Genomic DNA, 20,239 nt, shown 5'->3' on the forward strand with positions numbered 1-20,239 from the left:
ATGACCAGCCCCATCATCCTGCCGGAACAACGCCGGCCAGCGGTCGCTCCGCCACCAGCTGACACCAGCATCCTGGCTGTCATCAGCCGCGCGGCCGCCGACCCAACCTGCGACATCGAGAAAATGGAGCGCCTGCTAGCGATGCACGAGCGGATGCAGGCCAAGGCCGCAGAGGCCGCGTTCAACGCCGCCATGGCGGAAATGCAGTGCGAAATCCCTACGGTGGGGCATGGCGCGTTGAACGAGCACACCGAAAAGACTTACGCCACGCTCGACGACATCAACACCACGCTCAAGCCGATCATGCAAACCCACGGGTTCGCGATCAGTTTCAAGGTCGAGCACACGGGCACTGGGGTCAGCATCACCGGAATTCTCATGCACCGTGACGGGCACCGCGAGCAGACAACGATGCTGCTGCCCGTCGATATCGGCAAAGGCCGCAATGCAGTCCAGGCGGTTGGATCATCCACGACCTACGGCAAGCGGTACGTGATGTGCGCCTTGCTCAACATCACCACCAGCGAGATGCGGGATGACGACGGCCAAGGCGCCGGGGAGATCAACACCGACGCCGCCCAGCAGCTACTGGTTCCCGACATCCTCGACCGCGTTGCCAGCGCTCCGAACCCGGAGGCCCTGACGGAAGTCTGGAAAGCAGCGGTTGTCGAGCTGCGCAGCGCCAACGACAAGCAGGGTTACGAACAGGTCAAGGCCGCTGTGGTGGCCAAAGGAAAACAACTGGAGGCAGCCGCATGATCGTCATCAATTGCGTACAAGGGTCTCAGGAATGGCTTGAGGGCCGCGCCGGGACCATCACCGCGAGCATGTTCAGCACCGCACGCTCCAAAGTAAACGGCCTGACCGCCCAGCAGCGGACCTATGTCGAAGCACTCATCGCCGGCCGCACTGAAGCCAGGGCGCGTGAACTGGCCGGTTACAAAGCCGCCCCGAAAGCCGAGGTTGTCCAGCGCGCCCTGGATGGCGAGAAAGTCGGCGAGCCATCCAACGCCGCCCTCACCTATGCCTTCGAGCTTGCAGTGGAGCGGATCGGCGGCAAGCCGTTGGATGGTGGCTTCGAAACCTGGCAGATGCGCCGCGGCCATGAGCTCGAACCGGAAGCCCGGATGGAGCACGAAATCCAGACAGGCCTAGTCGTGACTCAGGTCGGACTGGTGAAGACTGATGATGGGGCGTTCGGGGCCAGCGCCGACGGCTTCATCAACGACGATGGCGGCAGCGAGTACAAATGCTTCCTCGCCCCGGACAAACTCCGGGCCTTCCACATCGACAACGATGCCAGCGACGTGATTGACCAGGTCCAGGGCTGCATGTGGATCACCGGCAGGAAGTGGTGGCACATCGGGATGTATTGCCCACTTCTCAAGCCTGTGGGCCGCCAGCTCTGGCTTCGCGAGTTCAAGCGCGACGATGACTACATCGAGGCGCTGGAACAGGACCTGTGGGAATTCAAACTGCTCGTCGACGACTACGAGTCGAAGCTGAGGAGCAAGGCAGCATGACCAACAACTACATCCTCGCCGGCGCCGAGCGCCAAGAACAACTGGAGGCAGCGAAAGCTGCCTTCTTCGCATCTGGCCGGCAGATGATCCAACTGGGTGACTGCCCTGCTCTCCCGCTCCCGGTGCGGAGCGACAAGATCGACCCGGAGACGGTCCTGGTCCGCAAGCGTCAACGTCCTACCGCCGCCGAGCGGGCGAGGCTGCGGAAAATGGCGGACGACTTATGAGCAAGCGCAAGCCTCACAACTTCCGCGCTCGCATCGAGCGTGCCTGCCGCGCCCTCCTCTCCAGCAACCACGTCGCCGTGGTCAACATCGACCCCAGCGGCAAGCAGGGCCTGGTCAACTGGAAGAACTGCAAGAACGTCAGCAGCCGCCGGATCGTCGACGCTATGTGCGACATCCCGCACCGCTGGACGATCTACATCGCCGGCCTGTGTGTCGGCCGGGGCGGCGAGGAGTACATCAAATCGCTGGAGGTCAGCCCTGACGGTATCCACTTGGCCGAAAAACTGACCGATGTGATCCAGCACTTCTACAAACAGGTCAGCGACGAGTGCAATCCAAACCACCGGGTCGCGATGGCCTGGCTTGCCATCCCCAGCATCGTGACCGTGGACGAGGCTCAGGCCGCTGCGGTCTTCGAGGCTGTCGGCGCATGGCACCAGGAGAAAGCAGCGGCATGAGGCGGATCCACAAAATCACCCAGTGCCGCCGCCGGCAGTTGCACATTCACCTTCCGCCAAGCGGATTGCAGGAGACGCCCCATGGCGATGGATCAAGCAGAACGCGACCGACGCCGGCGCGAGAAGTCAGCGAAGCTGCAGGAGGAAGACCTGCGCTTGAAGGTGCGACCAGGGACTAAACAGGCCCTGCTGGAACTGATGGAGTGGGCCGGAATAGAGGAACAGGGCGAGGCAATGACGCTGATGATTCATCACTTGCATGGGCTGGGCCCAGGCGGAGCGCTGCCGCTGCTCACACCTCCGCGCCACGAAATCACGGTATCACCGGCTGTGGCGCGGAAACTGCAGTTGGCATATCAGCGCGAAGCTATGCGGATCGGCTCAGATGATTGATGTGCCTACTTAGGAAGAAACGAGGTGATGATCGCTGATACAACACCGCTCGCCACAGACTTTCCAAATTCGGCAAGTTTGGATAGGGCGGATGACTTGTCCTCAACCCCGGGGTCATCGAGCTCCTTCAGGATCAAGCTCAACGAATCAGCCTTTTCCTTATCAAGACTGCCGATTTGCGGAGTGATCTCTGCCAAAAAAGCGTTTAAACGATCCTGATCAACGAAGATTTTTGCATTGATCAGCTGTCCGGAAATGTTAATCCCGTGATTGTTCTCAACGAGAATATTGGCCGTATGCGGGGCGGTGAGTTCCAGCAAAGTACCGCAATTTACAGCGGTGTTTCCCTTGATCGTGATCATTTTGTCTTCCTAGTCAAATAATTCCTCCGGCCCATGCCGGTCACCCCTAATACCCCATCCCAAACCAAATTGCCACCATGCCGCCACCAGCACGGAGGGCGACGCATGCATGGAGAGAAAGCCATGAGCTACTTCTACAAGACCGAATCCCCAAAGGTCCTGGCCGCAGTGCGCGCCTGGAACGAGAAGAAAGCGGCCTGGAACGCCCAGCGCGAGAAACTGGGCCAGGCCTTCGGCGCCGATGCATCACCCATGTACAGCGGCTCCCGCAACTACGTAGGCGGCATCAAGCTCAGCGCCAGCCGCGACTTGGACGTGCACTGGTGCCGGCCTGACGATTACGGCTACCGATCGCTGCGCCGGGCACCCAAGCATGCCAAGGGCACAGACAAAGAGATGCGCGGTGCCGAGAAGGCAGAGCACCAGCGCCTGGAAGACCTCTGGAAGGAACACTGTCCGGGCGATATCGACCGCGACGAAATGTGGGAGGCGATCGGCGTTGAGCGCGGCGGCATCTGGCTCAGTGGCGGGGTGTGCTTCACCTACGGCGAAACGGTTTACCTGAACCTGGGCAGCAAGGCCGCTGACGGCGATGTAGACGGCCTGGTTGAGATCGTCAGCAGCGAGTACGAGGCGGCTCGCCAGCGCGTGCTCAACCAGCGCAAAGCGGCCTGATCAAGGAGCGAGCAATGAGCAAGTTCTATCTTCAGGACAGCCGCAGCAACACGGGTGACGGCCTCATGTTCTGGGCCCTTGGTGGCGGCTACACCACCAACCTCGACAAGGCCGAGCTGTTCACCCAGGAACAGGCCTGTGGCCATCGGGAAACAGACATTCCATGGCCGAAAGACTACGTCGACGCCCGCGCACATCTTGGCGTCGATCATCAGTACATCAGCCTGGATGAATCCCGCGACCACCTGACCCCGGGATGCGCTGTTGTCCTGCAGATCCCTGGGCACTGGAACGGGAACGACATTGCCTTGGCCAGGTGGCCAATAGGCCACACCTTTCGATTCGAGAAGGCACACCACCTCACCCTTGAGGCTGCCGAAGCGATCGGCAACACCCCAGAGGAAGCGGTGATCTGGCCCTTGTCTTACCTTGAGGCCAAGGCCAGGCGCCTGGTGCACAAGCGGGACGTGAATATCAAAGAGGCCCTGCAAGGCACCGGTATCGAAATGGCGGTGCCGAGGAAGCAGCGCAAGCCCTGGGAGCGACCGCTCAACTGCCACGGCTGCGGGCGCTTCATCAGCTGGGACGGCCGATTCCTCAACGACTGTCAGAACTGCGGCGCGAACAACTGCCCATGACCCTCCGGCGCTGACCGACAGCGCCTTCCCCTATTCAACGATAACGCCTCCCGGCGAGGGCGGCGCCTGCACGCAAGGAAACTCCCATGACCGAACAGCGGCACGACGAAAGCAAGCTCGAGCGGGTAATTCGCAAGATCAAACGCTGCATGGCTCTCTCCAAGAGCTCAAACGAGAACGAGGCGGCCACGGCCATGCGCCAGGCCCAGGCGCTGATGCGCGAGTACCGCCTGACAGAGCTGGATGTCCGGCTGAGTGACGTCGGGGAGGCAGCGTCGGATAGCGTTCGGGTCGAGCGGCGGCCGGCCTGGGATCGCGACCTCAGTATGGCTGTGGCTGGTGTGTTTGGCGTGAAGGCATTGCGGCGCTGGAGCTGGTGTCGCGAGCGATCGGCTCGCATCGAGCGGGCGGTGTTCGTTGGCGTCACGCCGGCGCAGCAGATCGCGCTTTATGCCTATGAGGCCCTGCTAACCAGGCTCACTACGGCGCGCCGCGAATACGCTGCAGGCGTGCGGGCCGGCCGCCACCGCAGCGACTACTCACCTGAAACCGCTGCGAACCACTTCGCTCTCGCTTGGGTAGAGGCGGTGCGTCACAAGCTCTATGCCCTGGTCCCGCGCGGCGAAGATGGCCCGGCAGATGATGCTGCGTCGAGCGGCAAGGACCTGATGGCGGTAGAAGCCCAGGACAAGGCACTGATTGAACAGTACATGACCAGCCTGCAGTTGGGCAAAGCCAGGAAGCGGCAGGCTTACGAACTGGACCTCGACGCGCAAATCGCCGGCATGCTGGCGGGCCAGCGTGTTGAACTGAACCCGGGTCTCGCCACTGGCGGCGACGGCGTCTCGCTGCTTGCCAGCGCCTGAAGGAGAAGTCATGAGCACATTCGCAGTGTTCGGCATGACCGCCGATGTCGCCCTAGCAGAGGCCAGGAAGACAACGAAAACGACCAGGCCCAACCCGAAACCCAACAGCCCCCCCCTGGAGCTCAGCGTGGGCGAGTGGAATCTGGCCGTCCGTGAGCGCGCAGACAAGATCATGCGCGGCGAGAAGGTGCGGCAGCTGAGTCAGATGTTCGACGCACCTCAGTACGCAGAGCAGTTCATCGAGCTCATGCGCAAGCAGTGCGTGTGCCGCGACCTGAAGATTCGCGCAAAGGCAGCACTCGCCGATGCCAAGGGCAAGCCGATCATCAACGCAAAGACCAAGGCACCGAAAGTCGGCTGGATTGACTACCAGTCCGACGCCACGAAAGCCGCCTAAAGCGAGATCCCACATGACAACAGCAATCGACCTGTTCGCCGGACTTGGCGGATGGAGCACTGGCGCGCGCGCCGCGGGCGTCAAAGTCCTCTGGGCAGCAAACCACTGGCCGGAGGCCGTGAAGTGGCATGCAGCCAATCACCCTGACACACAGCACGTATGCCAGGACCTACACCAAGCGCGCTGGGAAGAGGTTCCAGCCCACGACTTACTGCTGGCCTCACCGTGCTGCCAGGGCCATTCGAGAGCGCGCGGCAAGGCATCTGGCAACCCGCGGCACGACGCATCGCGCTCGACGGCCTGGGCGGTGGTATCAGCCCTTGAATTCCACCGCCCCGAAGCGGGGCTTGTCGAGAACGTCGAAGAGTTCATTGCCTGGGCGCTCTACCCGGCCTGGCTTGCTGCCGTGCAGGCACTGGGGTATCAGGTCGCTCCGCATGTTGTGGACTGCGCAGACCTCGGCGTGCCGCAACACCGAGTACGGCTCATTCTCGTCATTACGCGCAGTCGTTCGCCGCTAATGCTGCAGCTCCGGCAAGAGCAGCATGTCCCAGCCAGCAGCTTCCTCGACTTCAACGCCGGGAAGTGGTCGACAATCGAGAAGCCAGGGAGGGCCCAGGCCACCCTGGATCGTGTTCGCAATGGGCGCCAACGATTCGGCGACCGATTCATCATGCCCTACTACGGCAAGGGGTCCGGCCTGACCGGTCGAGATATAAACCGGCCGATCGGCACAATCACGACCCTGGACCGCTGGGCGCTCGTCGATGGTGACCGGATGCGCATGCTCAGTGCAGACGAGGCCCTGGCCGCGCAGACCTTCCCCTCTGACACGAAACGCCCTACCAGCCACCGCCTGACGATGCACATGACCGGCAACGCCGTTCCGCCGCGGCTGGGTGAGCGCGTCATCGAAGCGCTGGAGCGAGCCGCCTGAACCGTTCATAGCTGGCCGATGCGTAGCAGCCAGTAAAAAACGCGAAGAAATGCAGCGATTAAATTCAGCAAGCGAGTCAGCAGTTTCATGGCGATACACCTGGTTGTTTGTCGCGCCAAGTTTCGCGTCACGACCACCCCCGATAGCAGGGGTGAAACCTGTAGGAAGCATTCCTACAGCGAGAAACTTTCTCTCAGATCCCACCCCCTTGACAGCCAATTTGGTCGTGATGACCGCGAGATATCCCCATGCCCACAGAAAACCGATCCAGCAATACCGATCTGGTCAGCGAGAGCGAAATGACCGAATGCCAGTTCCACAACAACTGCGGCGGGTGGTGCGAGACGCGCCGCGAGTTACAGCACAACCTTTGTGAGCACTGCCTGGAAGAGCACGACGAAGAAATTGCTCAACCGGCAGCTGAGCAGCACCACGGTGAGCCGATCAGGCTCACCGCAGTAGCCGAGCTGGTCGATGATGGGGATGGCGGACTTGATCCGCGCTGGACTCTCGAAGGCGGTACTGCCGAGCTGTTCGCCGGCATGACGCTGCTGGTCGCCGACAACGCCCCCGAGTTGTGCCACGAAGACGGGAGCGCAGAGGTTTACACCCATCCCGACAGTGGCAAAGTTGAGCGGCTGCGCGCCGAAGTGAAGCGTCTCGACCTGCTCGTTTCACAGGGCGACCATGATTACGACATGTATCGCGCGAACTTCGATCGGCAGTTGGCCGAGCGGGATGCGCTGCTGCGAAAAGCCTGGCGAGGGCCGAGGACTGACGAGGATTGCGCAGCGATTGATGCCGCCCTATCCGCCAGCGAAAAGCCGAGCACGCCCGCCAGCTGCACCTGGACCTATAACAACAACTCGTTCGCCTGGGACACCAACTGCGCCAATAGCTTCACGCTGATGGAGGATGGTCCGAAGGAGAACGGCATGAAGTTCTGCCCATACTGCAGCAAGCCGATCCTCCAGGCGCCACACGATACCGAATCCTGACAGGAGTACACCTGTACTCCTCCCACTGTAACCCTAGTTCCTCTATCTGGAAGAGGCACGCCGAACCGCAGCGCCGGAATTGTCCTCGGCGATCCGCCGGGCTCGACCAACACCCCAGGCGAGGGCCCGAGTCATGGACTCACCTGGTCGTGACTCGAATGCTTCTTCATGGAGGGCCATCCCATTCGGCGCGTACACGCCGATGAACATTTGGGTATTGCCTGTTCGCGACAGTCGCACCTGGACATCAACGTAGGATCCATCAGCCAAAGTTTCCTCATGAGACCGGTGGTGAAGCGTCGGGTCAGCCCAAGCCCAGAAGATGTCGCCGCGGATCCTCATGTAGCTCTCCTACTACTTTGGTGGTAACCGAAGGGTCACCTGCCACCATAGCGGATGTGCAAAGGCCGGCAATCGAAGCAGCCATTTTTGAGAACTGAATCAGACTGCTGGCGTTTAAAGCTGTACCAACCCTATACACAATCCCTCCACGTACAAGTTAGGTCGCGATATGGCGACCAAGGAATCGTCATGCCCGAAGAAATCACACCTCCGCCATTTGAGCTCGATGGTAGCCAGCCAGCGCGGCCAGCTCTCGCTTGCTATCAGGTTGGCGACTGCGACTGGGTGGCGGCCACCAGCGAAGACGAGGCTCGCCGCATCCTCGCTGAAATGAATGGCGATGACCCATCCGAGTGCGCCGACTGGGACGTTGAGCTCACGAGCGAAAGCATGCTTGATCGCCAATGGGTGGATGAGGATCCCCCGCATGCGGAATGTGGCTGTCTTCGCCAATGGCTGGCAGAAGCCGCCGAGCCGTCCTATCTGATGGGAACGGAGGGCTGACCGGTGACCACAAATCAATATCCGCTCGATGTGCGGAGCGTTGGCGAAGATACCTACATCGTCATGAGCAAGGGTCATCACGACTTGGAGAAATTCATGGCTACTGCGATCGAGCGGTATCCCGGCTGGGCGCTTGGCGGCCCCGAGCATGTATGGGTCAAGACAACCCCAGGGCATGGCACCTATGACCGCATGTACAACCTGGTTCCCGAGGGCACGCGGGGATGCTGGCCGGCGACCTACTGCTGGGAGTTCGGCGAGGACTACAAGCGCTACAACGCCGAGGTGCAGCCATGACCCGCCTCGCCCTACTCCTCGCGCTGGTAGCCGCCGGCGTAAGCGCAGCACCACAACCCGAGAACGTCATCGACGTGCAGCACGACAGTCGCCGCGGTGTGACCTGCTGGATCTTGAGCGGTGTCGGGATCAGCTGTATCCCCGACAGCCAGCTGCAGGCCGGCAACGAGCGCCAGCTCTCCCCGCACGAACGCGACAACGGCCCAACGCCCGCGGCCGGCGCGCCGCAATGGAATGATGAGAGGTATTCGCTATGAGCCAATGGATCAAATGCAGCGACAGGCTCCCTGGTAACGAGTTGAACGGCATGGCAGTGATCATTTCCGTCTCGCATTGCAGTCGGGGACTGATTGCAGAAACGGACGTCTGGCTCAACGCAAAGCGCGGCTTCGCGTTCTGGGGCAACCGCGTGTCCCACTGGCAGCCGCTGCCCGCGCCGCCGGGAGCTGAACAATGATCGCCCTCGCCTACATGGCCTACCTGATCTACAGGGGGCCGCGATGATCCCGCGTAAAGGCCTTCTCCGGCGCAGGTTTGAGGCTGCGCTGATCCGCTTGGCTATCGCCATTCTGGCCGGCCGCAACGTCACCAGATCACTGGTCGTCAGCCGGCGCGATAACAACGAAATGTGGTCGATGGCCGAGAGCCTGGAAGGCATCGCCGAGCGGATCTCCCGCAACTACCCGTAACCCCTCCCCCTACAACTCAAGCCCGCCGACATGCGCGGGCGAGGATTCGACATGCCCGAAGGAAGCCCAGCTCGCATTTACATCTCCGGATACGGCCTGCCAGAGATCAACAGGGCAGCACTCATCGATGAGGCTGATCGACTGACCGCCTATGGCTACAACATAACCAATGCCGACCTTCCACCAGATCTTCCAGGGAAGGCCGACCGGCTCCGCTGGTCCCTGCAAATGCTGCTTTCCAGTGACCTTGTAGTGCAACTGCCAGGGTGGGAAATCAATACCAGCGCACGCCTGGAGAGCTCCATAGCTTCAAGCCTGCGAATGCCGATTGTGCCGGCCGACTTCGTTACTGACGGAGATGTCCTCGGGAAGCTCGCCCTCGCACGTCAGCGCGCCAAGTCACGCCAATCAGCCAAGCCAACAAAACGACACTGACCGCCGCCACCGGCGGCGCGGAGACCCACCATGTTCATGACAGCAGATGAAGTAGCCGACATGACCAGCTGCGCCAGGCCAAAGGAGCAAATCCGCTGGCTGGAGGCTGAGCGCTTTGGCTACGTGCTCGGGGCCGACGGCAAGCCGAAGGTACTTCGGCAAGTAGTCATCGCCCGCCTGGGCGGCCACGCGGAAAGGAAGAAAGGGCCGGAGCTCCGGCTTTGAGGAAGGACTAGATGAAGCCGAGAAAGAAGGACAGGCACCTACCCCCGTGCATGTACCACAAGCACGGGGCGTATTACCTGGTGAAGAAGGGAAAGTGGACTCGGCTCGATACCGACTATCAGGCTGCGCTCATTGCCTATGCGAAAGCGGTCGCCGGCAAGAGCTCAGGGGGGATGGCGAAGCTGATCGACGACACGCTGGACTCGATGCGTGGCCGCCTGGCGAAAAGCACCATTGAGCAATACGAGTGGGTTGCCGAAAGGCTGAAGGGGTTTCTCGCTGAGTTCGAGCCGCAAGAGGTTCTGCCGCGGCACGTTGCTGCAATCAAAATGCACACCGCCGGCACCCCCAACATGTCCAACCGGATGATCTCGTTTCTGCGCCTGGTCTTCTCGCATGGACTGGAGACACAGGTCGTCGATTCCAACCCATGCATTGGCATCAAGCGGCACCCCGAGAAGCAGCGCGATCGCTACATCACCGACGAAGAGTTCCAGGCGATCTGCGATGCCTCATCGGCAGACATGCGCTGCATTTTCGAGATGTGCTACCTCACCGGCCAGCGGATCAACGACGTGCTCGGCATCCAGATGACTGACATCACCGAGACCGGGATTGCATTCAAGCAACAGAAGACCAAGGCGAAGCTGATCGTCGGAATGACACCAGACCTTCAGCAACTGATTGAGCGGACACTGGCGCTGCCTCGCCGGGTCCGAGGTCCTACCCTGTTCTGTGCGAGGTCCGGTGGAAAGCCGGTCATCTATGGCACCGTCGCAGAGGCATTCCGGAGAGCCCGTAAGCAAGCTGGAGTAGCTAATGCCACGATTCACGACCTTCGCGCGAAATCGCTTACCGACACCGACGACCAGGGCAACGACGCGCAGAAACTCGGCGGCCATACCGACGCAAAAATGACAAAACGCTACCTGCGGTTGCGTCGCGTGGGCATAGCCAATCCTCCCCAGATGCCCCAGCGGGACACCTGAGTATTAGACAATTTCACATAGTCTAATAGACCGGTGCCGCCAAACCCCAGTAGATACTGCCCTCTCCGGCACCTAACGCTAATGCACCAGCAGGTGCAACTGGGCGAAGGTGATGTCCGCGGCAGGCTCGTCGCCGCCAACACCCTCGAACCACTCGCGATGTTGCCACCAGCAGCGCAGGGCCAGCGGACTCAGGGCCAGGCGTTCGGCGATGAGCATGCGCCGGGTCAGGCGCGCAAGCAGCGCGAGGATCTCGTCGCCCACCGGGATGGGCAGGAGGTCATTGCCGTCGAACAGCCGCAACACCTCTTCGAGCAACTGGTAGCTGCTGCCCTGCGCCCAACCCAGCAGTTCCTGACTCAGCTCGGCGCTGCCGCCGAACAGGTTGGCCAGCGCCTCCCAGACCAGGCTGCGCTGCGCCGAACGGGCGTCCATCACCAACTGGAAGACCCGTACCAGCACGCCAGGACCGTCCGGCAGTTCGAGGTCGGCGACAATGGCCTCCAGCCGCGCACGTAATGCCGCCTCGTAGGCAGCATCGTCGGGATCCTCACTGCGCTCGAGGATCAGCCCCGCCGGCGAGACGAACAGTTTCAGTTGCTGCAGCCACTCGATATCGGAGGGCACATCGACACCGGCCGTCATCGGGATGCCGGCATCGCGAAAACTCGCCTCGCTGAGGATCGCCGGTGACATGCGTCCGGCGATCTGCCGCAGCAGGTCCAGCTCGCGGTCGCTGGCCGCGGCCACCGGGGCCAGGGGCATCAGTTGCTGGTACAGCCAGGCGACGTCGAGGTCGTTGTCGCTCAGCCATTGCACGGTATCGGCCAGGGCCTGCACCACGCTGAGGGTGTCGCTGAGTTCGCTGTGCTGATGCATGGCCAGGCGGGTCGTTACCAGGCGCGAGACGTACTGGTGCCCGCGCTCGCCCATCAGTTGCAGCATGGCCAGCGCCTCGACGCTGCTCAAGCCCAACCAGGCCGGCAGGCGCGCCAGGCGGTAGAACGCCGAGACCACGGCGTGGGACCAGTACAGGCGGTCCTCACCCTCGCCCGCGGTTTTCGTCGGTTGCCGGGACTGGGCGATATAGCGGGCCAGGTACAGGTAGGTCTCGAAACTGATGCCCAGCGCACTGCACAGGTGGTGGACCCTGCGGTACTGCGCATCGTTTTCCGGAACGATGCTGAACGCACTGTCATCCAGCACCAGCGGCTCGCTGAACAGCGCCGGGTCATTGAACACCCGGTCGAACTGCGGCACCGCGCTGCCCCGGGCATACAGGGCGACACCGTCAAGCAGCGCGGCGAAGTCCTCGGCGCTGACCTTGAAGTCGCCGCGCAGGCGGCGGAACAGGCCCAGGGCGCGCAGGGTGTTCTCGCTGATCTCGCGGCCGCGACCGGCCTCGCCGTGCTCGGCGCGCAGGGCGGCGTCGATGATCTGGTCGACCTCGGCGAACGGCAGGTCGACCCAGCGCGCCAGGCGGATCATGCGCTGCATGCGGTCGAAATGATCGGCCACCCAGTCGCTCAAGGCATGCTCGCCATCGACGCTGACGATGCCGATGCCGGGCTCGGTGCCGGCGTTGATGTACACCGAGCCGAAACGGGCCGGCGTCGGCGCTGCCAGCCCCGGCACATTGGGCGACGCCACCGGCGCATGGCGTTCGATGGAGAGCAGCGATTCGACGCCATCCTGGTCCAGCCCGGTACGCAGGCAGAAGGCGCTCAGCGGCAGCAGATCGTCGGCCTTCGCCACGCCGTAATGGCGCTGGTAGAAGCCGCTCTGCAGGGTATGCAGCGATTCGCGCAGCAAGGTTCGCGGATTGACCCGGGTCTGTACCGAGCGGGTACTGACGCGCCGCATACCGCGCGGAAAGTACGCCGCCTCCAGGAGCAAGGCGCGCTGCTCCGGTCCGATCGCCATGTCCAGTTGCAGCGCCTCGTCGGAACGCGGCGAATGCAGCCCGCCGCGGCAGAAATACGGGAAGTCCGGATCGAGCTGGCGAATCAGCTCGCCCAGGCTGTAGCCCTTGCGCTGGAGAATGGCGTTGATCTGCGACATGTAGCGTTCGAACGGCAGGCCGAACGGATAGCGCGCCAGCAGCAGCGCATCGTCCACCGCCAGGGTTTTCTGGTTGTGGTCGTCGAGGTGCTTGCGCGCCGCGCTCTCGAGGATCTCGTTGACGATGCCGATGGTCGGCTCGACCCGTTCCAGGCTGTGGTTGTCGAGCATCAGCGCGGCCAGGTCGGGACGCCGCGCGGCGAGAAAGATCGGCTTGCCCTCCTCCTGGTTGGCCTGCGGCTCGATGACCTGGGTCACCCACTGGAACAACGCGGTCAGGTAGGCCGCCGGCGAGGTGGTGGCCTCGATCGCCTCGGGCGGGCAGTTGTCGCCCCAGCTGGGATTGAACTGGCTCTCGAAGGTCGGCCCGTCCACCAGGGCACGCAGGCCGGTGCGCCAGGGCGGGCTGGGGATCTCGACCTGGGCGGTCAGGCGCTGTTCGCGATACTGCCGCGCCGCCAGCACCGCCAGGGCCGTGGCGCGCTGGTGCACTCGGTGTGCCTCGTCGCCGTCGAGCTGCGGAACACGCTTCATCAGGCTCTCGACACTGCCTCTGGCGATCTCGAACGCCGAGCCCAGGCCGGCCTGCAGGAGTTGCCCGGCCTGGCCGGGACGGGTGGCGATGCGGGTCAGGGAATCGCTCGCGGGTGCCGTTGTGCGCCGGGCCATGAACAGGATCTCCATCGAGGGTGGCGACGCACGCGGCCGCCGGTTCGATGAAGCTAAACAGCCCTGCGGGTTCCCGCTACTGACAGAAATATCAGGTAGGGCCTGAAACCCGCATGGCTGCGGGCTTGCGGGTTTTACCCCGGCTCGCTGACCACCCGGTTGCGACCCGCCTGCTTGGCCGCGTACATCAACTCGTCGGCCCGCTTGAGCACCTCGGCGCTATCGCCGCCACTGGCGCAGCGGGCCACGCCGAGGGAGACGCTGACATGCCCGACCGGTTCGATCCGGGTCGCCTGCACTTGCCAGCGCAGGCGCTCGGCCATTTCGCTGGCCGCCGCCAGCGGCGTCTCCGGCAGCACCAGGAGAAACTCCTCGCCGCCCAGGCGAAAGCACAGGTCGCCCTCCCGCGAACACTCGCGCAACACCCCGGCCAGCCGCGCCAGCACCTCGTCGCCGACATCGTGGCCATGGTTGTCGTTGATCGCCTTGAAGTGGTCGATGTCCAGGGCGATCGCCGCGAATGGCCGGGCGCGCTCGTCGATGACCGCCAGGGCCTCGTCCAGGGCACGGCGATTGAGCAGCCCGGTCAGCGGATCGGTCTGCGCCTGCAGGTTGAGATGGCCCATGCGCTCCTGCATCACGTTGATCCCGCGCAGCAAGGCACGCTTGATATGGTCGGCCTCGAAGTACCAGGCGCGCACCCGGCGAATCCGTTCCGGCGAGCTGCTGGCGTTCATCGCGTTGGCGTTGTCCGCCAGCTGGCGCAGCGGCCGGGTGATCAGGCGGGTCATCCACCAGATGCCGACCAGCCCGAGCAGGCCGACCGGCGCGGTGCCCCAGAGCATCTGCCACATCAGGCGGTCCAGCGGCGCCACGGTGTCGCGGTAGGGTTTCTGCGAGACCACGCCCCAGCGGGTCAGGGGAATGCTGGCGTAGCCGGCGAGCATTTCCACGCCCTGGGAGTTGGTCACCTGCATCGCCCCGCTCGCCCCCGCGAGCAACTGGTCCACCGCCGGATTCGCCCCGACCACGCTGCCGACCCGGTCGAACTGCGGGTGATAGAGCAGGCGGCGATTGTTGTCGACCACGTAGCTCAGGGTGCCGTCGCGGTAGAAATGGTTGCTGATCAGGGTGTGCAGGATGCCCTTCTCGCGCAGGTACACGGCACCGCCGACGAAACCCAGGTAACGCTTGTCGGCATCGAACACCGGGTGCGAGACGAACACCACCAGGTTGCCGGCGCTGGAGGTGTAGGCATCGCTGATCAGCGGCGCGCGGCTGTTCAGCGCGTGCTGGGCGCCGCTGGAGGTCAGGGCCTGGCCGTCGTGCAGCAGCGACGGTGGCCAGGCCGCGAGGACATGGCCGCTGGCATCGACGATGGTGATCGCGTTGAAGCCCTGGTCCTGCTCCTGGATGCGCCGGGCCTCGGCGTGCAACAGCCGCGGGTTGGCAAAATCACGGCTCATCTGCGCCACGCTGTAGGCCAGTTGCTGCTGCGATGACAGCAGAAAGGCCTCGATGCTCGAAGCCACCTTGGCCGCGTAGGCGCGGTTGGCTTCCAGGGCGTTGTCCACCAGCACCTGATGCTGCACCTTGCGCGCCGCGTAGAAGCTGTTGGCCAGGGTCATCCCGGCGGTGACCAGGGCGAACAGCAGGATGATCTTGCGCAGGTCGATGTGCTTGAAGGTCATTGGGCCCTTTCCCAAGCGAAGTCCTCAGAACGATAGAACAATTGTTGCAGGTGATATCCGCGAGCCGGCTACGACAGCGGAGATCGCCAGTAGTTGCCACCGGGATCTGTCAGCCTTTTCCCATATCCAGGGCGGGAAAACCTCCCTTCACCGGCGAAGCCATCAGCAGACTGTCCGACAATTCAACAACATGAGGCGTGGTTCACAATCCGCTGTCATTGTCCCGTCAGCCTTGGCCGAATTGACATCAGATAGCCATCAACCATCCTTGATCCCGCGACCGCACCCAGGGACCGGGAGCCGGGATGCGCCGTCGGGGCGTGGTCGCCTTGCCAACCCATGATTCAAGGAGAGTTTCATGTCCGGAACGACCAATACCATCGACGTGCTGCTGATCGTCGACGCTGACAACCTGCTGAGCACCGGGGATGTCGCCGGCTCGGTGTCCCTGCTGGTGCAGCGCAATCTGGTAGACCCGAACGCCACTGGCAACCAGCAGGACGGCGGCAATGAACTGTGGTTCGACGTCAAGCGCGGCGACAACGTGCGCTGGCGTGCCAGCACCCTGTCGCGCAACTTCGACACCACCGCGCTGATCACCGACGTCATCCAGGGCGACCCCAACCAGGGCGGCCACTATGACGGGCAGATCTCGACGCCGAGCTACCTGCCGTTCTACGACGTGCCGGTGGCTTACCTCGAAGGCACCAACCCGCTGAAAGTCGGCTCCAACGCGGTGACCGTCACCGTGTGGCAGGCCACCGCGGAAAAACCGGGGAAACTCTGGTACCAGATCCAGTTCTACCTGCTCAACCAGGAAACCCAACAAGTCGGCGGCCCTTACATCTGGGACCCGTACATCACTGTCAACAACTGATCCTGCTGAAACGGCTCACCCCACGGCATACGCCCGGGTGGGCCCTTGGACCAAGGTCGTGCCTTGCCCTCGCAACATTTTGTTCAAACCCACGGGCCAATTGATTATGCTGGCGGGCTTATGCCATGGCGCAACGCCACATCGACAAGTACCCGCCCATGAAAGTATTCATCGTCCTGCTGTTCGTCGTTTCCATCGCCTACGTGCATTTTCGCGGCCGCGTACGGCACAAGATCACCCGCCAGCTGGGTGACCATTCCAGCTTCCTGGCGCCGGTCAACGCCTTCCTCTATCTGTTCTCCAGGCTGCCGGCCAAACCGTACCTGCCGACCGAGTCGTTCCCTGAACTCAAGCCGCTGCAGGACAACTGGCGGGAGATCCGCGAGGAAGCCCTGCAACTGCTGCACGTCGGCGAGATCAAGAGCTCGCAGAACTACGACGACGTCGGCTTCAACTCGTTCTTCAAGAGTGGCTGGAAGCGCTTCTACCTGAAGTGGTACGGCGAAAGTCACCCATCGGCGATGAAACTCTGCCCGCGCACCACCGAACTGCTGCAGAGCATCGGCACGGTCAAGGCGGCGATGTTCGCCACCCTGCCGCCGGGTTCGAAGCTGGTGCGCCACCGCGATCCGTATGCCGGTTCGTACCGTTATCACCTGGGCCTGGACACGCCGAACGACGAAGCCTGCTACATCTGCGTGGATGGCGAGAACTACCACTGGCGTGACGGCGAGGCGGTGATGTTCGACGAGACCTACATCCACTACGCCGCCAACCAGACCGAGCACAACCGGGTCATCCTGTTCTGCGACGTCGAGCGGCCGTTGAAGTACCGCTGGGCGACCGCGTTCAACCGCTGGTTCAGCGCCAAGGTCATGGCCGCCGCCGCCGCGCCGAACGATGCCGGGGACAAGACCGGCGGGATCAACCGCCTGTTCACCCGCATCTACAAGATCCGCGAACGCGGCAAGGCCCTGAAGAAGCGCAACCGCGCGCGTTACTACGCCGAGAAATGGGCAGTGGTGGCGGTGATTGCGCTGGTGTTCATCTATATCTGACTGTCAGGGGCTGCCAGCGCAGCCCCGCCCTATTTGAAGATCGTCAGCACAATCCGCACATCCTCCTCCCCGACATTGCGAAACCAGTGCTCGCAATCCCCGCGCACCGTCGCCGTGTCCCCTTCGCGCAACACCACCACCTGATCCCCGGCATTCACCTCCAGCGTGCCGGCAATGATGTGGAAAATCTCCCGCGAGCCGCTCTTGTGCGGCGAGAACCTGGCCGATGAGGCCCCCGGCGGCACGGTATAGGACAACAGCTCCAGGTCCGGCCCGGGGCGCGCCAGGGCCAGCCTGACGATCCCGGTCTCGGCGTCGACGAAGCGCAGGTTCTCCCCGGCCCGGGTCACCTCGGTCGGCGCCTGCTCGATCAGCTCGGACAACTCGCAGCCCAGCCCGCGGGCGATGGCCAGGGCATTGCGCAGGCTCGGGCTCAACATCCCGCGCTCCAGGCGCGACAACGCCGCCGCCGACACCCCGCTGTTGTGCGCCAGTTGGTCCAGGGTCACCCCCAATTGCAGGCGCCGCTGGCGTACCGCGATGCCGAACAGGTCCTGCTCGGTGTGCTCGTCTGTGTCTCTCATGCTGCTCCTGTCATCTTGCAATTTGCTTATCCGCAAATATAATTGCGAAAAAGCAAATGTCGAGTCTGTGAAATGAATGCCTTCCTCGCCGCATCCCCCGTGTTTTCCTCGATCCTCGCCCTCGGGCTCGGCATCCGCTCGCTGCACGCGGCGCTGCTGGGGGTACTGGCTGCGCTGATGGCGGCCATTATTGCCTTTCCACTGGGCACAGCGGAAATCGGCGTGGCCCTGCTCAAGTGGCTGCCGCTGGTGCTCGAGGTGGTGCTGATCGTCGGTGGCGGGCTGCTGATGTCCGAGGTCCTGCGTCACGCCGGGGCGCAGGCGGCGCTGGCCAACTGGATCAAGGGCCGCGCCGGCACCGGTGTCGGCGCGGTACTGCTGGTGGTGCATGGCATCACCCCGTTCGCCGAGTCGGTGACCGGTTTCGGCATTGGCGTGACCATCGGCATCCCGCTGCTGGTGTTCATGGGCCTGCCGGGGCGGCATGCCGCGCTGATCGGCCTGCTCGGCCTGTGCGCGGTGCCCTGGGGGTCGATGGGCCCGGGCACGATGATCGCCGCGGGCCTGGCCGGTTTGCGTTTCGATGAGCTGGGCGTGGCCTCGGCGGCGCTGAGCATCCTGCCGTTCGCGGTCAATGGCTGCGTTGCCGCGTGGCTGGTCAGCCAGCCGGGGCAGCGCCCGCGGGCAATGATGCTGGCGCTGGGTTCGGCGCTGGTCCTGACCCTCGCGGTAGGCCTGTCGAACCTGGCCTTCGGTACCGCGCCGGCCGGGGCGCTGGGCAGCGTGGCGATCATCTGCCTGCACCTGCTGCGTGGCGCCAAAGGTGGCGAGGCGCTGCTGCCCATTGGCCGGCGTGCCCTGCAGGCGTACGGACTGCTGCTCGGCGGGGTCCTGGTGGCCGGCAGCGTGGTGCGTTTCAGCGGGCTCTCCGAGGCCTGGCACTACGTCGCCTCGCCAGCCCTGTGGCTGTTCGTCGCGGCGCTCTGGTTCAGCGCCGGGCGCCCGCCCGCCGAACCGCTGGCGCGGGCCTGGAGCGCCTGGTTGCAGGTCGCGCCGGTGACCGCGCTGTTCATCATCATGGGCATCGTCATGGCGGTCAGCGGGACCGCTGCCTACCTCGCCCGCCTGCTGGCGGAAATCGGCACCGGCTACCTGGCGATCTCGCCCTTCGTCGGCGCCCTGGGCGGCTTCGTCACCGGTTCGAGCAGCGGCTCCAACGCCATGTTCGCCGCGACCCAGGCGGAAATCGCCCGCTCGCTCGGGGCCAACCTGCTGCTGTTCATGGCCACCCACAACGTCGCCGCGGCGATCTCCATCCTCGCTTCGCCGGGCAAGATCGAAATGGCCCTGCAACTGGCCGGCGACGCCGCGGCGCAACGGCGCTGGGTGCAGCGCATGGCGATCGCCGTGGTCCTGTGCAGCGCCGGGCTGATGGCGCTGGTCAACGTGCTGGCTGGCCGCTGGTTCTAAAGCACTAGCGGCTCAGGCCCAACGACGACTGGCGCAATAGGCTTCGAGCGACTAGCGTCACTGCTCGATCAATCACAACACCACGAGGTGAACACGATGAGCATGATGGACTGGGATGGTTACCGTACGCAGTTGATGGCCGGCATCGGCGATCTGAAACAGCTCTCCCCCGACACCGTGGCGGGCTACATGACTGCCAGTGGCGCGGGGGCCAAGACCAATCACCTGGATGCCAAGACCCGCGAGCTGATTTCCCTGGCGGTGGCCGTTACCACCCGCTGCGACGGCTGCATCGCCGTGCATTCGCAGCAGGCGGTCAAGCATGGCGCGAGCCGCGAGGAAATCGCCGAGGCGCTGGGGGTGGCCGTGGCGATGAATGCTGGTGCGGCGCTGGTGTATTCGGCGCGGGCGCTGGATGCGGTGGGCAAGGCTGGCGAGTAGGTTCTGGCGGGGGGCTTGCGGGGCTGGTAGGTGATGGCCTGGTGGGAAATCGCATGAAGGCTGCCAGGTGCCTGTCTTGAGTCTTGCAGCGCCCTCCAGATCGAGCGCCGCCCGCGCGGCGCATCGCGGGCTACGCCCGCTCCCACATTTGTTGCAACGTACCTATGCCTGACAGGCCATGGTTGACCGCCTTGTTGGTTCGACGCGATACCGAGTCGAACCCAACAGCCTCCCCGCGATGCATCGTCGAAAAAACAAAGGCTGACAACTCAAATCCCACAGGCCATGGCACGTTGCAACAAATGATTGGGTCGAGGTAACGGGACTAGTGCCCGTTACCCCTCCCACACCACCGGACGTGCGGTTTTCCGCATCCGGCGGTTGGATCGCTCAGCGTTGCACTGAGGCGAGATCTTGCGCAGTGATCAGTCCA

General features: G+C 63.4%; 28 protein-coding genes. 23 read left to right on the forward strand and 5 right to left on the reverse strand.

Going from position 1 to position 20,239, the window contains the following annotated elements:
• From RTI28_RS28575 to RTI28_RS28595, 5 genes are all read left to right on the forward strand, one after another.
• Positions 1-759: an ERF family protein gene (locus RTI28_RS28575; protein ID WP_316923602.1), complete on the forward strand. Its 759-nt coding sequence runs from the start codon at positions 1-3 to the stop codon at positions 757-759.
• Positions 756-1,523, forward strand: coding sequence for a lambda exonuclease family protein (locus RTI28_RS28580; RefSeq protein ID WP_316923603.1), 768 nt, complete (start codon positions 756-758; stop codon positions 1,521-1,523). The genes RTI28_RS28575 and RTI28_RS28580 overlap by 4 nt, the downstream gene beginning before the upstream one ends.
• On the forward strand, positions 1,520-1,750 hold the full coding sequence (locus tag RTI28_RS28585; RefSeq protein ID WP_316923604.1) for a hypothetical protein: 231 nt from the start codon (positions 1,520-1,522) through the stop codon (positions 1,748-1,750). The genes RTI28_RS28580 and RTI28_RS28585 overlap by 4 nt, the downstream gene beginning before the upstream one ends.
• The gene (locus RTI28_RS28590) at positions 1,747-2,208 is read left to right on the forward strand and encodes a hypothetical protein (RefSeq protein ID WP_316923605.1); all 462 of its coding nucleotides are present in this window, start codon (positions 1,747-1,749) and stop codon (positions 2,206-2,208) included. The genes RTI28_RS28585 and RTI28_RS28590 overlap by 4 nt, the downstream gene beginning before the upstream one ends.
• Before the next feature lie 81 nt (positions 2,209-2,289).
• A complete protein-coding gene (locus tag RTI28_RS28595) occupies positions 2,290-2,601 on the forward strand; it encodes a hypothetical protein (RefSeq protein WP_316923606.1) in 312 nt (103 codons plus the stop codon).
• A 5-nt stretch (positions 2,602-2,606) separates the two neighbouring features.
• Here the strand turns inward: RTI28_RS28595 and RTI28_RS28600 are convergent, their stop codons facing one another.
• Entirely contained in the window at positions 2,607-2,963 is a 357-nt protein-coding gene (locus RTI28_RS28600) for a hypothetical protein (RefSeq protein ID WP_316923607.1), read from the reverse strand.
• A gap of 123 nt (positions 2,964-3,086) precedes the next feature.
• Here RTI28_RS28600 and RTI28_RS28605 point away from each other — a divergent pair, with 123 nt between their 5' ends.
• From RTI28_RS28605 to RTI28_RS28630, 6 genes are all read left to right on the forward strand, one after another.
• Entirely contained in the window at positions 3,087-3,638 is a 552-nt protein-coding gene (locus RTI28_RS28605) for a hypothetical protein (RefSeq protein WP_316923608.1), read from the forward strand.
• A 14-nt stretch (positions 3,639-3,652) separates the two neighbouring features.
• Positions 3,653-4,276 carry a hypothetical protein gene (locus RTI28_RS28610; RefSeq protein WP_316923609.1) on the forward strand — a complete coding sequence of 208 codons (624 nt, stop codon included), beginning with the start codon at positions 3,653-3,655 and terminating at the stop codon, positions 4,274-4,276.
• A gap of 86 nt (positions 4,277-4,362) precedes the next feature.
• A complete protein-coding gene (locus RTI28_RS28615) occupies positions 4,363-5,142 on the forward strand; it encodes a DUF2786 domain-containing protein (protein WP_316923610.1) in 780 nt (259 codons plus the stop codon).
• A 10-nt stretch (positions 5,143-5,152) separates the two neighbouring features.
• Entirely contained in the window at positions 5,153-5,539 is a 387-nt protein-coding gene (locus RTI28_RS28620) for a hypothetical protein (protein ID WP_316923611.1), read from the forward strand.
• 13 nt (positions 5,540-5,552) lie between these two features.
• Complete coding sequence (locus RTI28_RS28625; protein WP_316923612.1) at positions 5,553-6,476, forward strand: DNA cytosine methyltransferase; 924 nt, start codon at positions 5,553-5,555, stop codon at positions 6,474-6,476.
• A 248-nt stretch (positions 6,477-6,724) separates the two neighbouring features.
• Positions 6,725-7,474 carry a hypothetical protein gene (locus tag RTI28_RS28630; RefSeq protein ID WP_316923613.1) on the forward strand — a complete coding sequence of 250 codons (750 nt, stop codon included), beginning with the start codon at positions 6,725-6,727 and terminating at the stop codon, positions 7,472-7,474.
• A 42-nt stretch (positions 7,475-7,516) separates the two neighbouring features.
• Here the strand turns inward: RTI28_RS28630 and RTI28_RS28635 are convergent, their stop codons facing one another.
• Entirely contained in the window at positions 7,517-7,816 is a 300-nt protein-coding gene (locus RTI28_RS28635; protein ID WP_316923614.1) for a hypothetical protein, read from the reverse strand.
• 189 nt (positions 7,817-8,005) lie between these two features.
• Here RTI28_RS28635 and RTI28_RS28640 point away from each other — a divergent pair, with 189 nt between their 5' ends.
• From RTI28_RS28640 to RTI28_RS28675, 8 genes are all read left to right on the forward strand, one after another.
• A complete protein-coding gene (locus RTI28_RS28640; RefSeq protein ID WP_316923615.1) occupies positions 8,006-8,320 on the forward strand; it encodes a hypothetical protein in 315 nt (104 codons plus the stop codon).
• 96 nt (positions 8,321-8,416) lie between these two features.
• Entirely contained in the window at positions 8,417-8,617 is a 201-nt protein-coding gene (locus RTI28_RS28645; protein WP_316923616.1) for a hypothetical protein, read from the forward strand.
• The gene (locus RTI28_RS28650) at positions 8,614-8,874 is read left to right on the forward strand and encodes a hypothetical protein (protein ID WP_316923617.1); all 261 of its coding nucleotides are present in this window, start codon (positions 8,614-8,616) and stop codon (positions 8,872-8,874) included. Before RTI28_RS28645 ends, RTI28_RS28650 begins: the two co-directional genes overlap by 4 nt.
• Complete coding sequence (locus RTI28_RS28655) at positions 8,871-9,074, forward strand: DUF551 domain-containing protein (RefSeq protein ID WP_316923618.1); 204 nt, start codon at positions 8,871-8,873, stop codon at positions 9,072-9,074. Before RTI28_RS28650 ends, RTI28_RS28655 begins: the two co-directional genes overlap by 4 nt.
• A gap of 43 nt (positions 9,075-9,117) precedes the next feature.
• Positions 9,118-9,306 (forward strand): hypothetical protein, encoded by a 189-nt coding sequence (locus RTI28_RS28660; RefSeq protein WP_316923619.1) that lies wholly within the window; start codon positions 9,118-9,120, stop codon positions 9,304-9,306.
• A gap of 51 nt (positions 9,307-9,357) precedes the next feature.
• A complete protein-coding gene (locus tag RTI28_RS28665; RefSeq protein ID WP_316923620.1) occupies positions 9,358-9,741 on the forward strand; it encodes a DUF4406 domain-containing protein in 384 nt (127 codons plus the stop codon).
• Between the two features lie 30 nt (positions 9,742-9,771).
• On the forward strand, positions 9,772-9,966 hold the full coding sequence (locus RTI28_RS28670) for a DUF4224 domain-containing protein (protein ID WP_316923621.1): 195 nt from the start codon (positions 9,772-9,774) through the stop codon (positions 9,964-9,966).
• Positions 9,967-9,977: 11 nt separating this feature from the next.
• The gene (locus tag RTI28_RS28675) at positions 9,978-10,955 is read left to right on the forward strand and encodes a tyrosine-type recombinase/integrase (RefSeq protein WP_316923622.1); all 978 of its coding nucleotides are present in this window, start codon (positions 9,978-9,980) and stop codon (positions 10,953-10,955) included.
• Between the two features lie 78 nt (positions 10,956-11,033).
• Here the strand turns inward: RTI28_RS28675 and RTI28_RS28680 are convergent, their stop codons facing one another.
• Both RTI28_RS28680 and RTI28_RS28685 read right to left on the reverse strand, forming a co-directional pair.
• Positions 11,034-13,685, reverse strand: coding sequence for a Tc toxin subunit A (locus RTI28_RS28680; protein ID WP_316923623.1), 2,652 nt, complete (start codon positions 13,683-13,685; stop codon positions 11,034-11,036).
• A gap of 134 nt (positions 13,686-13,819) precedes the next feature.
• Entirely contained in the window at positions 13,820-15,376 is a 1,557-nt protein-coding gene (locus RTI28_RS28685; protein WP_316923624.1) for a sensor domain-containing diguanylate cyclase, read from the reverse strand.
• A gap of 358 nt (positions 15,377-15,734) precedes the next feature.
• Between RTI28_RS28685 and RTI28_RS28690 the strand changes: the two genes are divergently transcribed.
• Both RTI28_RS28690 and lpxO read left to right on the forward strand, forming a co-directional pair.
• Positions 15,735-16,253, forward strand: coding sequence for an AidA/PixA family protein (locus RTI28_RS28690; RefSeq protein WP_316923625.1), 519 nt, complete (start codon positions 15,735-15,737; stop codon positions 16,251-16,253).
• A 158-nt stretch (positions 16,254-16,411) separates the two neighbouring features.
• The gene (lpxO, locus tag RTI28_RS28695; RefSeq protein ID WP_316923626.1) at positions 16,412-17,311 is read left to right on the forward strand and encodes a lipid A hydroxylase LpxO; all 900 of its coding nucleotides are present in this window, start codon (positions 16,412-16,414) and stop codon (positions 17,309-17,311) included.
• A gap of 29 nt (positions 17,312-17,340) precedes the next feature.
• Here the strand turns inward: lpxO and RTI28_RS28700 are convergent, their stop codons facing one another.
• Positions 17,341-17,895, reverse strand: a complete 555-nt coding sequence (locus RTI28_RS28700; RefSeq protein WP_316923627.1) for an XRE family transcriptional regulator — start codon at positions 17,893-17,895, stop codon at positions 17,341-17,343.
• A gap of 72 nt (positions 17,896-17,967) precedes the next feature.
• Between RTI28_RS28700 and RTI28_RS28705 the strand changes: the two genes are divergently transcribed.
• Complete coding sequence (locus RTI28_RS28705; RefSeq protein ID WP_316923628.1) at positions 17,968-19,365, forward strand: L-lactate permease; 1,398 nt, start codon at positions 17,968-17,970, stop codon at positions 19,363-19,365.
• A gap of 96 nt (positions 19,366-19,461) precedes the next feature.
• Positions 19,462-19,806 (forward strand): carboxymuconolactone decarboxylase family protein, encoded by a 345-nt coding sequence (locus RTI28_RS28710; protein ID WP_316923629.1) that lies wholly within the window; start codon positions 19,462-19,464, stop codon positions 19,804-19,806.
• The last annotated feature ends 433 nt before the right edge of the window (positions 19,807-20,239 follow it).

The organism is Pseudomonas sp. zfem002 (genome assembly GCF_032621685.1).
GTDB lineage: Bacteria > Pseudomonadota > Gammaproteobacteria > Pseudomonadales > Pseudomonadaceae > Aquipseudomonas > Aquipseudomonas japonica.

Excerpts from the sequence above, each read along its gene's own strand:
- RTI28_RS28590 (WP_316923605.1), top strand. The coding sequence starts at position 1,747 with ATGAGCAAGCGCAAGCCTCACAACTTCCGCGCTCGCATCGAGCGTGCC.
- RTI28_RS28620 (WP_316923611.1), top strand. The coding sequence starts at position 5,153 with ATGAGCACATTCGCAGTGTTCGGCATGACCGCCGATGTCGCCCTAGCA.
- RTI28_RS28635 (WP_316923614.1), bottom strand. The coding sequence starts at position 7,816 with ATGAGGATCCGCGGCGACATCTTCTGGGCTTGGGCTGACCCGACGCTT.
- RTI28_RS28710 (WP_316923629.1), top strand. The coding sequence starts at position 19,462 with ATGAGCATGATGGACTGGGATGGTTACCGTACGCAGTTGATGGCCGGC.
- RTI28_RS28615 (WP_316923610.1), top strand. The coding sequence starts at position 4,363 with ATGACCGAACAGCGGCACGACGAAAGCAAGCTCGAGCGGGTAATTCGC.
- RTI28_RS28680 (WP_316923623.1), bottom strand. The coding sequence starts at position 13,685 with ATGGCCCGGCGCACAACGGCACCCGCGAGCGATTCCCTGACCCGCATC.
- lpxO (WP_316923626.1), top strand. The coding sequence starts at position 16,412 with ATGAAAGTATTCATCGTCCTGCTGTTCGTCGTTTCCATCGCCTACGTG.
- RTI28_RS28690 (WP_316923625.1), top strand. The coding sequence starts at position 15,735 with ATGTCCGGAACGACCAATACCATCGACGTGCTGCTGATCGTCGACGCT.
- RTI28_RS28640 (WP_316923615.1), top strand. The coding sequence starts at position 8,006 with ATGCCCGAAGAAATCACACCTCCGCCATTTGAGCTCGATGGTAGCCAG.
- RTI28_RS28580 (WP_316923603.1), top strand. The coding sequence starts at position 756 with ATGATCGTCATCAATTGCGTACAAGGGTCTCAGGAATGGCTTGAGGGC.
- RTI28_RS28650 (WP_316923617.1), top strand. The coding sequence starts at position 8,614 with ATGACCCGCCTCGCCCTACTCCTCGCGCTGGTAGCCGCCGGCGTAAGC.
- RTI28_RS28575 (WP_316923602.1), top strand. The coding sequence starts at position 1 with ATGACCAGCCCCATCATCCTGCCGGAACAACGCCGGCCAGCGGTCGCT.
- RTI28_RS28705 (WP_316923628.1), top strand. The coding sequence starts at position 17,968 with ATGAATGCCTTCCTCGCCGCATCCCCCGTGTTTTCCTCGATCCTCGCC.
- RTI28_RS28645 (WP_316923616.1), top strand. The coding sequence starts at position 8,417 with ATGGCTACTGCGATCGAGCGGTATCCCGGCTGGGCGCTTGGCGGCCCC.
- RTI28_RS28670 (WP_316923621.1), top strand. The coding sequence starts at position 9,772 with ATGTTCATGACAGCAGATGAAGTAGCCGACATGACCAGCTGCGCCAGG.
- RTI28_RS28600 (WP_316923607.1), bottom strand. The coding sequence starts at position 2,963 with ATGATCACGATCAAGGGAAACACCGCTGTAAATTGCGGTACTTTGCTG.
- RTI28_RS28665 (WP_316923620.1), top strand. The coding sequence starts at position 9,358 with ATGCCCGAAGGAAGCCCAGCTCGCATTTACATCTCCGGATACGGCCTG.
- RTI28_RS28685 (WP_316923624.1), bottom strand. The coding sequence starts at position 15,376 with ATGACCTTCAAGCACATCGACCTGCGCAAGATCATCCTGCTGTTCGCC.
- RTI28_RS28605 (WP_316923608.1), top strand. The coding sequence starts at position 3,087 with ATGAGCTACTTCTACAAGACCGAATCCCCAAAGGTCCTGGCCGCAGTG.
- RTI28_RS28630 (WP_316923613.1), top strand. The coding sequence starts at position 6,725 with ATGCCCACAGAAAACCGATCCAGCAATACCGATCTGGTCAGCGAGAGC.
- RTI28_RS28610 (WP_316923609.1), top strand. The coding sequence starts at position 3,653 with ATGAGCAAGTTCTATCTTCAGGACAGCCGCAGCAACACGGGTGACGGC.
- RTI28_RS28625 (WP_316923612.1), top strand. The coding sequence starts at position 5,553 with ATGACAACAGCAATCGACCTGTTCGCCGGACTTGGCGGATGGAGCACT.
- RTI28_RS28700 (WP_316923627.1), bottom strand. The coding sequence starts at position 17,895 with ATGAGAGACACAGACGAGCACACCGAGCAGGACCTGTTCGGCATCGCG.
- RTI28_RS28660 (WP_316923619.1), top strand. The coding sequence starts at position 9,118 with ATGATCCCGCGTAAAGGCCTTCTCCGGCGCAGGTTTGAGGCTGCGCTG.
- RTI28_RS28595 (WP_316923606.1), top strand. The coding sequence starts at position 2,290 with ATGGCGATGGATCAAGCAGAACGCGACCGACGCCGGCGCGAGAAGTCA.
- RTI28_RS28655 (WP_316923618.1), top strand. The coding sequence starts at position 8,871 with ATGAGCCAATGGATCAAATGCAGCGACAGGCTCCCTGGTAACGAGTTG.
- RTI28_RS28675 (WP_316923622.1), top strand. The coding sequence starts at position 9,978 with ATGAAGCCGAGAAAGAAGGACAGGCACCTACCCCCGTGCATGTACCAC.
- RTI28_RS28585 (WP_316923604.1), top strand. The coding sequence starts at position 1,520 with ATGACCAACAACTACATCCTCGCCGGCGCCGAGCGCCAAGAACAACTG.